Source organism: Streptomyces sp. cg36, from assembly GCF_041080675.1.
Classification (GTDB): Bacteria; Actinomycetota; Actinomycetes; order Streptomycetales; family Streptomycetaceae; genus Streptomyces.
This window is the reverse complement of the sequence record NZ_CP163520.1, coordinates 4,935,634-4,951,086: the sequence shown is the minus strand read 5'-3', so window position 1 is coordinate 4,951,086 and position 15,453 is coordinate 4,935,634. Positions and strand designations below refer to the sequence as shown.

Below are 15,453 nucleotides of genomic sequence, written 5' to 3'. Positions count from 1 at the left end.
GCGACAAGGAGCGAGTGAATGAACGGCAACGGGGGGAAGCACGAAGGGGCCCGGGAGCACGGGCGGCCCGGGGAGCGGCGGGGCGACCGTACGCCGCTGGCCGCCGTCCTGACGGCCAACACCATATCCACGGCGGGCAGTTCGCTGACCCTCATCGGGGTGCCGTGGTTCGTGCTGGAGACCACCGGCAGCGCGGGCCGGGCGGGGGCGGTCGCCTTCTGCGCGACCCTGCCGATCGTGGTCTCCGCCCTGATCGGCGGGCCCGTGCTGGACCGGGTCGGACGGCGGCGGGTGAGCGTCGGATCCGACGTGGTCTGCGCGCTGGCCGTCGGCGCGATCCCGCTGCTGCACCTCGCGGGCGCGCTCCACTTCTGGCTGCTGTGCGCGCTGATGGCGCTGACCGGGCTGGCCGCGACCCCGGGGCGTACCGCCCGTTACGTACTGGTCCCGGATCTGGCCGAACGGGCCGGGACCACCCTGGCCCGCGCCGCCAGCCTCTTCGACGCGGTCTCGCGCGGCGCCCGGATGGCGGGCGCCGCGCTCGCCGGACTGCTGATCGCGGTGATCGGCGCCGAGTACGTGCTGCTGCTGGACGCGGCGACGTTCGCCGCGTCGGCGGCGCTGGTCGCGCTCGGGGTGCGGGGCATCCGCGCGGCCGAGCCGGTACGGGACGCCCCGCCGGTCTCCCTCACCACGTACAAGGCCGAACTCCGCGAGGGGTACGGCTACTTGCTGCGCACCCGGCTGCTGCTCGGCGTCACCCTGATGGTGATGGTCACCAACGGCCTCGACCAGGGCTGGAACGCGGTCCTGCTGCCCGTGCACGCCGAGCGCGAACTGGGCGGCTCCACCCAACTCGGCCTGCTGACCGCCGCGTTCGGCGCGGGCGGCCTCTTCGGCGCGCTGCTGTACGGGGCGGTCGGCCACCGCTTCCCCCGGCGCGCGGTGTTCGCCTCGGCCTTCCTGCTGGCCGGGGCGCCCCGCTTCGTGGTGGCGGCGCTGACCGGTTCGGCGCTGCCGCTGGCGGCCACGATGGCGCTGGCCGGGCTCGCGGGCGGAATGCTCAACCCGATCCTGACGACGGTGACGTACGAGCGCGTACCGCTGGAGCTGCGCAGCCGGGTGTCCGGCGCGCTGACGGCCGGGTGCGAGCTGGCCATGCCCGTCGGCGGCCTGGGCGCGGGCCTGCTCGTCGACGGGGTGGGGGTGCGAGGAGCGCTGCTCGCGGTCGGCGGCCTGTATCTGGCGACGACGCTGAGCCCGCTGCTGTTCCCGGCCTGGCGGGGCCTGGACGAGCCGCCGGTGGCACCGCGCGAGCGCGTACTGGCGCGGACGCCCGCATAGAGCCGGTCCGGCGGATCCGTCGCCGACGAAGCGCCCGCGCCCGGCTCAGCAGCTCGGTACGGATCCGCCCTTGTCCAGGGCCTTGAGGGCGGCGACCGCGCCCTTGAGCGTGGTCACGGGGATGAGGCGCAGCCCGTCCGGCACTTCGGCGCGGGCGTCCGAGCACTCGTCCTTGGGCACCAGGAAGACGGTCGCGCCGTCGCGCCGGGCCGCCCGCGTCTTGAGCGAGACGCCGCCGACCGCGCCGACGGTGCCGTCCGCGTCGATCGTCCCCGTACCGGCGATGACACGGCCGCCGGTGAGTTCGCCGCCGGAGCCGTCGCCGTCGAGCTTGTCGACGATGCCGAGCGAGAAGAGCAGCCCGGCGCTGGGGCCGCCGACGTCGGCGAGGTTCAGGGTGACCTTGACCTGGTTGGGGCCGATGCGCAGGTAGGTGAGCGCGGCCGTGGTCGCGCTGTCCTGCGACTCCTTCATCTCGGCCTGGTTGTGCCGGGTGATCTCCTCGTCGCTGCCGCCGCTCGGATAGACCGAGTCGCGCGGCATCACGGCCCGGTCGGTGCGGAACCAGGCCCGTACGACATCGGCGATCCCCACCTCGGCGGAGGGGCCGGTCGCCTCGATGGTGGTCATCCGCAGCTGCCCGGTGGTGTGCCGGGACGGTCTGCCCTCGACGGTGATCACCGGGCTGCCCTTGTCGTCGCCCAGCACGTTCGCGGTCAGCCCCGGCTGCGCCACCGAGAAGGGCAGCGGCGCGAAGGCGACGACGCCCAGCAGCGCGACGACGGGGGCGGAGCCGATGGCGAGGTTGCGGAGGCGTGAGTGACGGGGGTGCACGGTCCCAATGTATCGGGGAGCGCCACCGGCCCCGTCCCGGCTCCACCGCGCACCGGGTCCGCGTGGGCCCGGTCCGGCGGCCTTCCCCCACCGGCCCCGCCCGGCCGGGGTCAGCGCAGGGCGTCCGCCACCTCCCGGGCCGCGTCGACGACCCGGGGGCCGACCCGCTCCGGGACCGCGTCGGCGAGCATCACCACGCCCACGCTCCCCTCTATCCCGGTCACCCCGACCAGCGGCGCGGCGGCACCGCTGGCACCGGCCTCCAGTTCGCCGTGGGTGAGGGTGAAGCCGGGGTCGACGAGCCCCCCGGCCTGGCGGGCCGAGAGGATGGCGCGGCCCGCCGCGCCCCGGTCGAGCGGGTGGCGGAACCCGGCCCGGTAGGCCACGTGGTAGTCGGTCCAGGTCGGTTCGACGACCGCGACGGCCAGCGCGTCGGAGCCGTCCACCAGCGTGAGGTGGGCGGTCGCCCCGATGTCCTCGGCGAGCGAGCGCAGCGCGGGCAGCGCGGCCTCCCGCACCAGCGGGTGCACCTGGCGGCCCAGCCGCAGCACCCCGAGCCCGACCCGGGCGCGGCCACCCAGATCACGGCGTACGAGGGCGTGCTGCTCCAGGGTGGCGAGCAGACGGTAGACCACCGTCCGGTTGACGCCGAGTTTGGTGGACAACTCGGTGACCGTCAGACCGTGATCGGTGTCGGCGAGCAGCTTGAGGACACGCAGTCCCCGGTCGAGCGTCTGGGAGGTCTCCGCGGTCACGACACCCACTCCTTATGGTGAGTCGCGGCGGTTCCCCGGGGCGGACGCGGCACCGGTCCCAACGGCGACGCGCACAGAGGCCGCCGGCTGGCCATGGCACCGGCTGCGCTCCGCGGCGGCGCTGCCACGGGGCGTTTGCATGGCGGGACAGTAGCGATCGGTCCCGCTCAGCGGAAGAGCTCGTCCAGAATCCGGGCGCGCAAGTGGGGAACCCGGGCGATTGATGCCGGTTCAGGACCTAAGTCCACGGGCCTCGGGACCTTGGTCACGGCGGCCGACTTTACTGTCCCATTACTGTTGCTGCGAGCGGGCGCCGTCCGTGGGGGCCGGCTCCCGCCCCCGTTCCGCACCCCGGGACGGAGCGGGGCCCGGCATCGCACCCGGGCCCCGCGCAAGGGGTGAACGGACCTACGGGGAGGGCGGGTTGCCCGCAGCGGGCACCGCCCCGCCACGGGCACCGGCCGCTCACGCGCCCCCGGACCGTCCCGGACGCGCGAACGCCCGCCGCGGCCCGCTCACTTCATCCGGGTCGCCCACTCCTGGACCTTCTTGATCCGTTCCCGGATCTGCCCGGCCGTCGCCTCGGCGCTCGGCGGGCCGCCGCACACCCGCCGCAGCTCGGTGTGGATCACGCCGTGCGGCTTGCCGCTCTGATGGACGTACGCGCCCACCATCGTGTTCAACTGCTTGCGCAGCTCCAGCAGTTCCTTGTGGGAGACGACCGGTCGCCGCTCGGCGGGCATCTCCAGCAGGTCGGCCTGCTCGGCCGGCTTCTGCCGGCTGTGCGCGATCTGCCGGGCCTGCCGCTTCTGGAGCAGCAGCTGCACCTGGTCGGGTTCGAGGAGCCCGGGAATCCCGAGGTAGTCCTGCTCCTCCTCGCTGCCCGGGTGCGCCTGCATGCCGAACTCGGCGCCGTCGTAGAGCACCCGGTCGAAGACGGCGTCCGACTCCAGGGCCTCGAAGGGCAGCATGTCCTGGTCGCCGGTGTCCTCGTCCTGCTGCTTCTCGGCCTCGGCGAGGAGCTTGTCCTCCTCGGCGTACGGGTCCTCCTCGCCCTCCTTCTTCGGCTTGTCGAGCACGTGGTCGCGCTCGACCTCCATCTCGGAGGCGAAGCCCAGCAGGGTCGGGATGGTCGGCACGAAGACGGAGGCGGTCTCGCCGCGCCGCCGCGACCGTACGAAACGGCCGACGGCCTGGGCGAAGAAGAGCGGCGTGGAGATGGTGGTGGCGTAGACGCCGACGGCGAGCCGGGGCACGTCGACGCCCTCGGACACCATCCGGACGGCGACCATCCACCGGTCGTCGCTCTCGCTGAACTCGTCGATCTTCTTCGAGGCGCCGTTGTCGTCGGAGAGGACGACGGTGGCCTTGCTGCCGGTGATCTCCCGGATCAGCTTGGCGTAGGCGCGGGCGGAGTCCTGGTCGGAGGCGATGACGAGGGCGCCGGCGTCCGGGATGCCCTTGCGGACCTCGGTCAGGCGCTGGTCGGCGGCGCGCAGCACGTTCGGCATCCAGTCGCCGCGCGGGTCGAGCGCGGTGCGCCACGCCTGCGAGACGGCGTCCTTGGTGAGCGGCTCGCCGAGCCGGGCCTCGATCTCGTCGCCCGCCTTGGTGCGCCAGCGCATGTTGCCGCTGTACGAGAGGAAGATGACGGGCCGGACGACGCCGTCGCCGAGGGCGTTGCCGTAGCCGTAGGTGTAGTCGGCGGAGGACCGCCGGATGCCGTCGTTCCCCTCCTCGTACGTGACGAAGGGGATCGGGTTGGTGTCGGACCGGAAGGGGGTGCCGGTGAGCGCGAGCCGACGGGTGGCCGGATCGAACGCCTCCAGACACGCCTCGCCCCAGGACTTCGAGTCACCGGCGTGGTGGATCTCGTCGAGGATGACGAGGGTCTTGCGCTGCTCGCACCGGTTGCGGTGGAGCATGGGGCGCACGCCGACACCGGCGTACGTCACGGCGACGCCGTGGTACTCCTTGCTCAGCGGCCCCGCGCTGTAGTCGGGGTCCAGCCGGATGCCTATCCGCGCCGCCGCCTCCGCCCACTGCTTCTTCAGGTGCTCGGTGGGCGCGACGACGGTGATCTGCTGCACGACGTGGTGGTGCAGCAGCCACGAGGCGAGCGTGAGCGCGAAGGTCGTCTTGCCGGCGCCGGGCGTGGCGACGGCGAGGAAGTCGCGCGGCTGTTCCTGGACGTACTTCTCCAGCGCCCCTTGCTGCCAGGCACGCAGCTTGTTGGCCGTACCCCAGGGGGCACGCCCGGGAAAGGCGGGTGAGAGGTGGTGGGAGGCGGTAGTAGTCACGGTCTCCGGTTCGTTGCGGTCGGCGGCATGAGGCACTGCACCGCCACGCCCGAGAGGACGCGACGACACCTGTCGCGGGTACGACAACCGGGCCACCTTACCGGTGGGGGGTGCGGGAAGAGGGGTGGACGGGGCGGGGGGTGAGTGGGTTCACAGGGGGCGGGGGGAGAGTTCGGGGCGGCGGCGCAGCCCCACCAAGGGGGCCGGGGGCACAGCCCCCGGGAGCCCCCTCCCCTCCCCCGCCGCCGGGGTGCAGGGAGAACCCACCTGGGGTGCAGGGGGGCGCAGCCACCCCCCGGGGTGCAGGGGGCGCAACCCCCGCCGGGGTGCAGGGGGCGCAGCCCCGCTCGGGGGGCGGCCGAGGGCGGAGCCCCGCTCGGGGGGCGGCCGAGGGCGGAGCCCCGCTCGGGGGGGCAGGGGGGCGCAACCCCCGCCGGGGTGCAGGGGCGCAGCCCCGCCCAGGGGACCGGGGGCACAGCCCCCGGGACCCCCCTCCCCTTCCCCCACCGGGGTGCAGGGAGAACCCACCCGGGGTGCAGGGGCGGAGCCCCCGCCGGGGTGCAGGGGCGGAGCCCCGCTCGGGGGGCCGGGGGCTTCGCCCCCGGGAAAAACCCTCCCCCTCCCCCCTTCCCCCCACCCGGCCGCCCGCCGAGGGCTTAAGGGAACGGGCGGGGTGGGGGCCCCTCACCGCTCCCGCAACCGCACCCCCACCCAAGCCCCCGCCAACGCCACCACAGCCATCGGCAGGAACACCGCGGCGAACGCCCCGGGGTGCCCCCCGGCCCCCGCCGACGCCGACGCCACCGCGTCATGCGCCTCCCCCACCGACCCCCCGCCCAGCGCGGCGAACGCCGCCCCGCCCGCCGCGAGCAGCAGCACGTTCGACAGCCCGTCCGAGATCTGGAGGGCGGCCGAGTTCGCCCCCGCCTCCTCCGGCGCCGACAGCTTCAGCAGCAGCACGCTCGTGGAGGCGATGACCATGCCCATCCCGAAGCACCCCACGCCCCAGGCGACCGCGACGATCCACACCGGCACGGAGTGGATCAGCACGCTGGGCGCCGCCGCGATGGCCGCGGCGACCATCACCATCCCGATCACCATCAGCCGCTCCCGGTACGGCTCCGCCCACGGCCGCGCCTGTACGTACGACCCGAGCGCCCACGTCGCCCCGCCCGCCGCAAGGGAGAATCCGGCCATGGTCGGCGACATCCCCCGCTCGGTCACCAGCATCAGCGGTACGAACGACTCCGCCGCGATGAAGGACCCCGCCGCCACGCCCCGGAGCAGCACCACGGACGGCAGCCCGCGCGCGGCCCGGTACGTACCGCGCGGCAGCAGCCCGTGCCGTCCCGCGACGGCGGGCACCAGCAGCGCGAACCCGGCGACCGCGGGCAGCAGGGACAGCCACCGCAGGTCCTGCCCGGCGTACTGGAGCAGCCCCGCCCCCGCCGAGATCATCAGCGCCAGCCGGATCCGCCGCCGGTCGAAGGGCTCGACGGGCGCCCCGGGGTCGGCGGGCCCGGCGGCCATCCGCCGTATCGCGGGCAGGGCGAGCGCCAGCGGGAGGACGACCAGGGCGGGGATCCCCACGAACACCCAGCGCCACCCGAGGTGCTCGGTGACGGTCCCGGCCGCCAGCGGCCCGACCACGGACGGCACGACCCAGCTCGCCGCGAACGCCGCCATGATCCCGGGCCGCAGCCGTTCGGGGTAGGCGCGCCCGACCACCACGTACAGCGCCACGATGACCAGCCCGCCCCCGAGCCCCTGCACGGCGCGCCCGGCGACGAACGTCCACATGTTCACCGCCGTGCCCGACAGCAGCAGCCCGGCCCCGAACGCGGACACCCCCACCGCGACCGCCCCCAGCGGCCCCTTCCGGTCCGCCCACTGCCCGGCGACGACCATCCCGAAGAGGCTGGTGGTGAAGTACGCGGAGAAGGCGAACGCGTACAGCGGCACCCCGTCCAGCTCCCGCGCCGCCACCGGCATCGCGGTCCCCACGGCGGTCGCCTCGAACGCGATCAGCAGCACGACCGTGATCGTCCCGATGCTGAGCGCCCGGTACGTACGCCCGAGCACCCCGCCGCGGTCCTCCCCGACGGGGTCGGCGGGCAGGGGCGGGGCTTCTCTATCAGTGGGTTCGAGGGCGCTCATGGGCCCAGGGTAAGGGGCTAGCTCATATATGACCCCTGTCAAAAGGCGGCCCATCACCTCAGCATTTGGTCGTACGCCCCCACGCCTCCCACGCCCCCCGAGCCCCTCCCGCCCCCGCACGTGAACGCCGCATGGCAGTCGTGTTGCACGCCCCGCGCCCCTCTTCCCCGCCCCGCGCGCACCCCCTAACGTCAAAGAGGTCAGCACACGGCCGTGTGCCCGAGTGGCTCAGGGACTCGCCTGCAAAGCGAGTTACGTCGGTTCGATTCCGATCACGGCCTCTGGATGGGGCCGCCCCCGGCGCACGGGGTCAGGCCCCATTCGCGCATTTCAGCTCGCGCTTCGCGAAGTCGGCGTACTGCTTGATCAGGGTGGTGAGGACCCGCCGGGACTCCTCGGTGGCCGGAGCCCTGTCCGCCGTGAGCGTCAGCTCGACGTACTTGGCCGTTTTCGGCAGAGCGTCGCCCCTGGGCAGGTCCGGGCGCTCGCAGAGAAACACGGAGCCTGCTCCGCCCTCCCAGACGAACGCCTCGTCGCCCGCGTCGACGCGTGTTCCGTGCGTCCGGGCCCAACCGTTCCAGTCCGTGCCCTTGCCGCTGCGCCGGCGTTCGGCGAACGCCACGAACCGGGCATCGCCATCGACACGGAGGGTGCAGTACGTGCTCGCGTGCGCGCCGAACACGTCGAAAGGCCGGTCGTTCGTCAGATCCGCCTTGCCGCCGTCGGGCAGCAACGGCGTGACCGAACTCCCGGCGAACGCTCCCCAGCACATGCTCTCCGGCACGCTCGGCGGCGAGTCCTCGTCGTCCGCACAGGCGCCGAGCAGCAGCATCCCGGCGAAGAGGGCCCCGAACGTGCGGGCCGCGCGGCGTATCACTCGCCACCGCCCCGGGGCGCGGTGCTGTCCACACCGTCGCGGCCCGCCGAGAAGGCGAGACCGGCCGACGAGGAAGCCGTTCCCTGGTACTCGCGGATGTCGCGTTCGGAAAGCCCGGCACTGCGGCCGGCGGCGCCCACCGCGTCCTTCGCCGACTCCTTGGCCCGGGACTCGGCCGTCGTATAGGCGTCCGCCGCCTCCTGGCTCGCCTCCGCCGAGGTGTCCTTCTGCGCCCCGTCCACGATGGACTTCGTGATGTCCTCCTGGAGCCACTCCACGGCGTCGCCACCGACCGGCAGCATCTCGATGTACTTCGCGCCGACCGCGCTGATGATCCGATTGGTCCAGTCGGCCTTGTCCTGAAGCGACTCGTTGAACTGCGCGTCATCCGCCGAGTGCTTCCCGTGGATCGCCTCCACCCGCGCTTCGGCCATCATCCCCGCGATCTGCCCACCGGGCCCCACGGCGTTGCGCACGGCCTCGCCGACGTCCGAACCGTGGTTCTCCGGGTGGGCGAAGACGTCGTGGACCAAGAGCGTGGTGTACGTCTGCTGGGCACTCGTGATCGTTCCGTACGCGTCGGGGTCCTGCGCCACCGCGGTCAGGAAGTGGGTCATCCGGCCCGGGTCGAAGGTCGCCAGCACCCCGAAGGGCTTCGCCTGCCCCGCCCCGTTCTCCGCCGCCGCCTGAAGATCCGGCATGTACTCGGCGGCCATGTTCCCGAAGTTCCCCGCCATGCCCTCCAGCGTCCCGGGGGCGTCGTCCTCGCCGAGGAGGAGGGACGGGTCGGCGCCCACCTTGGCCACCACCCGTTCCATCACCTTCGCCATCTGCTCCGTGTGCTCGACCGGCTTCGCGTTCTCCTCGCCCGGGACCCGGCCCGTCACCGCCGCCTCCAGGGCGTTGCCCGTGGCCTTCTGGAGCGGGGAGGCCGTGGGGTCGCCGCCCGGGGCCCCGTCGTACCAGTCGGCCTCCGGCTTGCGGTCGAGCGCGTAGTCGACCATGCCCCGGGCCTGGCCCTGAGCACCCTTCACCGGCCTGTCGTCGGCCGTGACGATGCCGTTCCCGTCGCTGTCCTCGCGTACGGGCTCGTTGAAGAACGCCGTCGCCGCCTCGGGGTTGTTGCTCATCGCCTGCATCAGGCCGGTCATCGGGTCGAAGCCGCGACCGCCGTCCTGATCCAGGTTGAAGGCCATCGGCTGGGTGAGCGGCATGTTCCGGTGCCAGACGTCGGGGTCCTTGTGGTCCATGCCGACCATGTCGAGGCCGACGGGCACGAGGAAGGACTTGTCGTACTCGCCGTGGCGCAGCAGCGCGCCCAGCGCCTGGTACCCGTACACCTTCGTGGTGACGCCCGCGAAGCCCGCGACGTCCACCGGCTTGTGGCCCGCGCGCATCAGGGCGGTGGTCCAGGCGCCGTCGAGGTGGCCCGGCGTCCTGGGGTCGGTCGCGATGCCGAGCATCGACCCCATGTCGCCCTGGATGTGCTGGACGAGGTCGGCCCGGTCCTTGCCCGCGGGGCCGAGTCCCGTCGTGGCGAGGAACAGCTTCGTGGAGAACTTCAGCGTCCCCTCGGCGCCCATCCGGCGGTAGAAGTCGGTGGCGAACTCCGGGTCCTTCGCGTTGGCCTTCATCAGCTCTTCGAGCTGCCGCAGGGCCTCGGGGTTGCGCGCGGTGCCGCCGTCGCCGGTGACCTGCGCGGCCAGTTGGAGGGCCCGGTCCACCTGCTCGGCGTCCAGGGTGGAGAACTTGGGCGCGGTGAAGTCGTTGCCGTCCGGCACGTTCGCGGCGAGGGCCAGGCGCAGGGACTCGTCCGCGTCGCCGCACTCGTCGACCAGCACCTTCACCTGGTTCTGCCACTCGGCGACGCTGTCGTTCTGCCGCTTGAGCGCGACCGAGAAATCGGGGTCGTGCCGGGCCGCGTAGTCGCCGGAGAGGGAGTAGCGGGCGGACACCTTGCCCTGCGGGTCGATGACGATCCCGGCCTGCTCCGACCCGTCGATGATCTTCTGCAGCCCGTCCTTGGCCCGCTTGAACGACGCGTACCCGTCCGCCAGGACCGCGTGGACGCCCTTGGCCTCGGCCGCCGCGTCCTCGAACTCCTTCGCCGTCCGGCCGATGAACCGCTGGGTGACCCCCGCGTTCACCCCGGCCCAGTCCGCCGCGTCCGCGTGCGCCTTCATCCCGTTGTGGGCCTCTTCGGCGAGGGTCTTCAGCTTGGCGGCCATGTCCGACCAGTCGTCGACGGCCGTCTTCAGCTTGTCCAGTGGCGCGTTCACCACGTCTTCGTACGTGAGCATGTCGTGATGCCTCGAAGTCCCGTTCACTGCGGCCCGGTCGGCCCGTTCCCTTACGCCCGCGCCCACTCACCGCGCGCGTTTCCCGCGCCCACTTCAGGTACGCCCCGATCGCCTACTTCAGGTACGCCTCGATGCGCGAGACCGCGAGCAGCTCGCCCCCGATGTGTTCGTCGTCCTTGGCGTGGGCGGCCATCGAGTAGTCGAGGTGGTTGGAGATCTGCGCGCAGGCGTCGCTGAGGGCGCGCAGCTGGGTGTCCCACTTGGCGCGGACCTTGGTGAGTTCGCCGCCGCTGGTGAAGTTGCGGGCGGCGAGGGCGGTGGCGGCGGCGCCGGTGGACTCGCGGGCGTGGTTGCCGTCGCGCTTGAGGCCGTCGTGGAGTTTGAAGGCGTCCCCGCCGACCACGCCGAGGTCGTCGCGCCGCACGCTCAGATCGGCCGGGCCGCCCCCGCTGCCGCCGCTCGGGCCGTCGTCGGCACGGTTCAGCCGCATGGTCACATTTGCTGCCGCATTGGCGTGCGCCTGACGCCACTCGTCCTCGAACGACATGCGGACCCCCGTCCCCTACCGCTTCCACTCCGCCGGTTTACCGTTTCCATACCGTACGGACGCACCGCACTTCACGCCAGCACAGCATCCGGCTATGGGGGCACGTGGCCGTTTCGTCCCCCCTGAATGGCTGAGATGGGAGGGATGGGTTGACCGGTGTGGACGCTGCCCTGGCGGGGCGGGGCGGGTCGGTTCGCGGAGCCGGTCCGGTCGGGGGACGGGCCAGTTCGGGTGGCGGGTCAGCCCGTGCGGCGGCGTGAACGTACGACGGCGAAGGCCGCCGCGCCGCCGACGGCCACGGCGGCACCGAGCCCGACCCAGAGACCGGTCTTGCCACCGCCGTCACCGTCGCTCTTGGCCGCCGCCGGCTGGGACGTCGGCCGAGTGGAGGGGGCCGGGGTGCCCGGCGCCGACGGCGAGGGCGAGCCGGTGGCGCCCGCGAGGTCCGGCAGGGGGTACTCGTTGGGAGGGCCGGGGTCGCCGGGGGTCTTCAGGGCGACACGGGGGCGGACGACCCCGTACCCGATGTAGTCACTGCGCCTGTCCCCGTTGCGCGGGCCGCCCGCGGTGTTGAGCAGGACGCGGAGGATCTGGTTGTTGGTCCACTGGGGGTGTTTGGACCAGAGGAGGGCGGCGGAGGCGGAGGCCAGGGCGGTGGCGTCGCTGGTGCCGTGGCTGGTGCAGATCTGGGTGCCGCCGCCGCACGCCTCGGTCATCTCGTCACCGGGGGCTGCGAGATCGACCTGCGGGCCGTGCTCGGACTCCTTGGTGGCTTCGATCTTCTTGTCCACCGCGGCCACGCCCACTACGCCAGGAGTGGCAGCGGGGTATTCGACCCGGTTGCCCTTGTCTCCGCTGTTGCCCGCGGCGGCGAAGACGAGGGACCCCTTTGCCAGGGCGTATTTCACCGAGTCGTCGAGTTCCTTCGACCCTTCCTCCACGCCCATCGAAACGTTGATCACCTTGGCGCCGTGATCGGCCGCGTACCGGATACCTTCGCTCAGCTTCTGGACGAACATGGGGACGTCGCGCAGCTTCGCCCCCTCGTTCGACTTCGGCACCCTGATCGGGAGGATCTTCACGCCGGGCGCCAGCCCGAAGGCCCCCTCCGCGGCGGACTTCTTGCCGGTACCGGCGATCAACGAGGCCATCGCTGTTCCATGGCCCTCGTAGTCGGTGTGTTCGTCGCCCCGCTGCTGCTTGGAGAGGTCCAGCCCGGGCAAAACCTGGCCCCGGAGGTCAGCGAGACTGTCGTCGACGCCCGTATCGACGACAGCGACGGTGACGCCCTCTCCGGTGCTCGTCTCCCACATCTCCTCGGCCTGCATGGCATCCAGATGCCATTGGCGCTGGCGCACCGTCTCCGCGTGCGCGGGCGTGGCGGCGACGCCCGCCAGCAGCACCCCCAGGGCGAGAGACACGGCTCGGCCGTGCCTCATGGCTCGACGGCTGCTGCTGGACATTGGCTTCCTCTCGCCGTGAGGGGGCTCAGTCGATTACGGGCGGAACAATACGGCGGTCGCTCCGCTGCCAGGTCTCCTCGTCCTCGACGAGGTAGTCAGGACGCTCGCCCTCGCGCTCGTCCCGCCGTCCGGCGGCTCCGCGCGGCGCGGGCGGAACCATGCCACCGCGCCCGGCCCGTGCGGCCTGAGTGCCGCCTTCCCCGTTCCGTACGAGGCCGGAGCCGCCCTCGGTGAACGGGCGCCCGCTGCGCGCGCCACCCGCCGTCGGACGACCACCGACGACACCACCGGGCTCCCCCGCGAGGCGCCGTCCGCCCACGACGGCGCCACGGCCCCCGACGCCGCCCATGCCTCCGGCCGGGCCGTGAGCCATCGGCGGACGTGCCTGGGGCCCCTCGTTGCCGACCACGGTCCCCCGAGGGATGCCACCGGCGGGACGCCCCGCGGTGGGCGGTACGGGGCGACCGCCGACAATGCCCTTCTCCTGCGGCGGCAGCTTGCTCGGGGGCAGACCGCCCACGGTGCTCGGGCCGGGCAGCGACGGGCCCCGAAGGCCGCCGTTTCCCGACGGCCGTCCGCCGATGACATCAGGGGACTGCAGACGGGGCTTGCCCGCACCGCCAAAGGCAGGCGGCACGACCACAATCGGCGGCGATCCGCCCTCCACCCTGCCAGTCGGCGGAGACGACGGAACGGCCGGGCCGGTCGGCGCCGTCTGAGCGGCCGGCGGCAGGGTGTGCACACCGTCGATCTCTGTCCCGACCGGCCGATCGGGCACGTGCGCCGGCGGCGCCCCAACGCTGGCCCCAGGGGTATGCGATGCCGTCACACTCCCCTCGGTGCCTTTCTCGACGACCGCGGATGTCAAGGCGTGTCCGCCCGTCGGCGCGGCAGACGTCCTGGTACGCCGACCCGACGAAGTCCGGCCGCCATCCACGTACACCGACCCGTGGCGGGAATCCTCCGGCGGCACGAACGCCCCCGGCGGCGGCGGGAACCGGGGTGGCTGGAGCAGGGCGATCTGTTCGCCCGACTGCACGTACGCGTCCCCCAGCTTCCGCAACTCCCTTACCGCCTCCTGCCGTTGCCCCTCCATCTTCTCGTTGAGGCCGGCCAGCTTGGCCGAGGCGTCACGGGCCTCCTGCTGGCCGTCGGGGTCGTGGTGGGCCGAGAGGTACAGCTTGTGGGTCTCGGCGGCCTGTTGCCCGAGGGACGGATCGTAGGCCGGGACCGTCGTCTTGACGTTGGCGATGGCCTGGGCGACCAGATCCAGCCAGGTCGACGCCCCGCGGCTGTACTGCCCGAGGCCGAGCGTCGCCATCGCCGCCCCGTGGCCCCAGTCCGTGAACGCCTTCGCGCCCTCGCCCTGCCAGACGACACGGCTCATATGGGTCTTGAGGTCGTCGCCGATCTCGGTGATCGCCTTGGCCGCGTCGGCCAGCTTGTCGGCGAGGGCCTTCGCGGAGGTGCCCTGCATGCCCTGGACCATGGCCCACAGTTCCTGGTGGGACTTGGTGTCGAAGTCCGTACGTTCCGCCACCGGCACCGGCCCTGGCGCCCCGGGCACTCCAGAACCGCCCCCGGCCTGCTCCTTCTTCTCAGCCATGCCGACGCACCACCCTTCCCCGACTCCCGTCGTCCCCCATCGGATCCGGCAAGGCCGGACATGGCACAACCGGATGCAGCGCAGCCGGATCCAGCGCAACCCGGTATGGCGCAGCCGGATGCGGCGCGCCCCGACACGGCACCACCGCACCCACCCCCGCACCACCCCGCCTCATACCGAACCGCCCGTCTCACCCGTGTCCGGCCGGGACGGGACCGGCGACGTCGCGCCGGGCGTGCCCGACCCGTCCGGCCCGTACGCGTCGTACTGCTTCTGGAGTTCCCCGCTGATCGCCCGCATCCGGTCGCGGACGTCCTCGTCCACCGCGTCATAGCCGTTCTCGGCGGCCAGGACCGCGATGCACAGGCCCTCGATCTGCATCCCCAGGGCCCTGGAGAGCTGGCCGATCCGGTCGTGGACCAACTCGTACACGCCGTAAAGGTAGGCGCCCTCCTTGAAGTCGGGCGGCCCCAGTTCGGACTTGGCCAGGCGGTCCGCGCCGATCTTCACCGGTGCCGCCTCGGAGCCGTTGAGCTTGGTGAGCAGACCGTCGACCCGCTTCTTGAACGTCAGCATCGATTCGGCCTCGCGCGCCAGGTCGGCCGCCGCGACCACACCGGCTCCCGCCGCCGCCCCGACCACCGGCATCAAGCCCAGCACCGGCACCAACGCGTCCGCCCCGGACCCCACGCCCCCGTTGTCCTGAGCCACAGCCGCCTCCCCGTCTCCCCGTGACGCTCCGAATACAACTGTAGTCAGCACCACTGACAGACTGAACTCCTCCAACTGCTTTCGGACTTCGGCCGGTCGGCGCCCGGCCAAGTCGTTGCCTTGGCCGGGGACACGCGGGCAATTGTTTGGCTTCCCCGTCGTCCGCTGGTAGCAAAAGCCTGGCTGCGGCGACGGCCCCGGATCATCGCCGTGACCTGTCAGTGGCCCGTCAGTGGCCGGCGCAGAGAGAGGAACCCATGGCCGACGACCTCAACATTCCCGCGAGTGAGCTCAGAGCCTCCGCCGGAGCCGCCGACACGCTGGTCACCGACCTGGGGCCGGTGTTGCAGAAGGCGATCGACGACACGGCCGCAGCCGCCGCCTCTCTCGGCGCCTGGCCGGTCCGGGCCCGGCTCGACGCCACCGGGACCGGCTGGGGCGACGCCCTCGGGACGCTGCGGGACAGACTCGGTCAGCACGCCGAGGGCCTGCGGCTGCTCGCCGACCGGCACAGCGTCAACGACTTACACGTCGGCGACTGCTTCAAGGGCTGGTGAGG

12 protein-coding genes and 1 tRNA gene are annotated in these 15,453 nt (G+C 72.8%); 3 read left to right on the top strand and 10 right to left on the bottom strand.

Annotated elements, in window-relative coordinates:
• Positions 1–18: 18 nt before the first annotated feature.
• The gene (locus tag AB5J87_RS21870; RefSeq protein ID WP_369378589.1) at positions 19–1,344 is read left to right on the top strand and encodes an MFS transporter; all 1,326 of its coding nucleotides are present in this window, start codon (positions 19–21) and stop codon (positions 1,342–1,344) included.
• A gap of 45 nt (positions 1,345–1,389) precedes the next feature.
• On the opposite strand, the gene AB5J87_RS21865 is transcribed toward AB5J87_RS21870, so the two are convergent.
• The 4 genes from AB5J87_RS21865 to AB5J87_RS21850 form a co-directional block, all read right to left on the bottom strand.
• Positions 1,390–2,178: a PDZ domain-containing protein gene (locus AB5J87_RS21865; protein ID WP_369378588.1), complete on the bottom strand. Its 789-nt coding sequence runs from the start codon at positions 2,176–2,178 to the stop codon at positions 1,390–1,392.
• A 110-nt stretch (positions 2,179–2,288) separates the two neighbouring features.
• Entirely contained in the window at positions 2,289–2,933 is a 645-nt protein-coding gene (locus AB5J87_RS21860) for an IclR family transcriptional regulator (protein WP_369378586.1), read from the bottom strand.
• A 515-nt stretch (positions 2,934–3,448) separates the two neighbouring features.
• Positions 3,449–5,233, bottom strand: coding sequence for a DEAD/DEAH box helicase (locus AB5J87_RS21855; RefSeq protein ID WP_369378585.1), 1,785 nt, complete (start codon positions 5,231–5,233; stop codon positions 3,449–3,451).
• A 684-nt stretch (positions 5,234–5,917) separates the two neighbouring features.
• Entirely contained in the window at positions 5,918–7,390 is a 1,473-nt protein-coding gene (locus AB5J87_RS21850; protein ID WP_369378584.1) for an MFS transporter, read from the bottom strand.
• 209 nt (positions 7,391–7,599) lie between these two features.
• On the opposite strand from AB5J87_RS21850, the gene AB5J87_RS21845 reads away from it, so the two are divergent.
• Positions 7,600–7,671: transfer RNA gene (locus AB5J87_RS21845), tRNA-Cys, on the top strand.
• Between the two features lie 29 nt (positions 7,672–7,700).
• Here AB5J87_RS21845 and AB5J87_RS21840 read toward each other — a convergent pair.
• From AB5J87_RS21840 to AB5J87_RS21815, 6 genes are all read right to left on the bottom strand, one after another.
• Positions 7,701–8,222 carry a hypothetical protein gene (locus AB5J87_RS21840; protein WP_369378583.1) on the bottom strand — a complete coding sequence of 174 codons (522 nt, stop codon included), beginning with the start codon at positions 8,220–8,222 and terminating at the stop codon, positions 7,701–7,703.
• 41 nt (positions 8,223–8,263) lie between these two features.
• A complete protein-coding gene (locus AB5J87_RS21835) occupies positions 8,264–10,567 on the bottom strand; it encodes a DUF6571 family protein (RefSeq protein WP_369378582.1) in 2,304 nt (767 codons plus the stop codon).
• Between the two features lie 112 nt (positions 10,568–10,679).
• A complete protein-coding gene (locus tag AB5J87_RS21830) occupies positions 10,680–11,114 on the bottom strand; it encodes a hypothetical protein (RefSeq protein ID WP_369378581.1) in 435 nt (144 codons plus the stop codon).
• Positions 11,115–11,353: 239 nt separating this feature from the next.
• Positions 11,354–12,535, bottom strand: coding sequence for a type VII secretion-associated serine protease mycosin (gene mycP, locus AB5J87_RS21825; protein ID WP_369378580.1), 1,182 nt, complete (start codon positions 12,533–12,535; stop codon positions 11,354–11,356).
• A gap of 67 nt (positions 12,536–12,602) precedes the next feature.
• The gene (locus AB5J87_RS21820; protein ID WP_369378579.1) at positions 12,603–14,183 is read right to left on the bottom strand and encodes a hypothetical protein; all 1,581 of its coding nucleotides are present in this window, start codon (positions 14,181–14,183) and stop codon (positions 12,603–12,605) included.
• Positions 14,184–14,354: 171 nt separating this feature from the next.
• Complete coding sequence (locus AB5J87_RS21815; protein WP_369378578.1) at positions 14,355–14,894, bottom strand: hypothetical protein; 540 nt, start codon at positions 14,892–14,894, stop codon at positions 14,355–14,357.
• Positions 14,895–15,151: 257 nt separating this feature from the next.
• Here AB5J87_RS21815 and AB5J87_RS21810 point away from each other — a divergent pair, with 257 nt between their 5' ends.
• Positions 15,152–15,451, top strand: a complete 300-nt coding sequence (locus tag AB5J87_RS21810; RefSeq protein WP_369378577.1) for a hypothetical protein — start codon at positions 15,152–15,154, stop codon at positions 15,449–15,451.
• Positions 15,452–15,453: the final 2 nt, after the last annotated feature.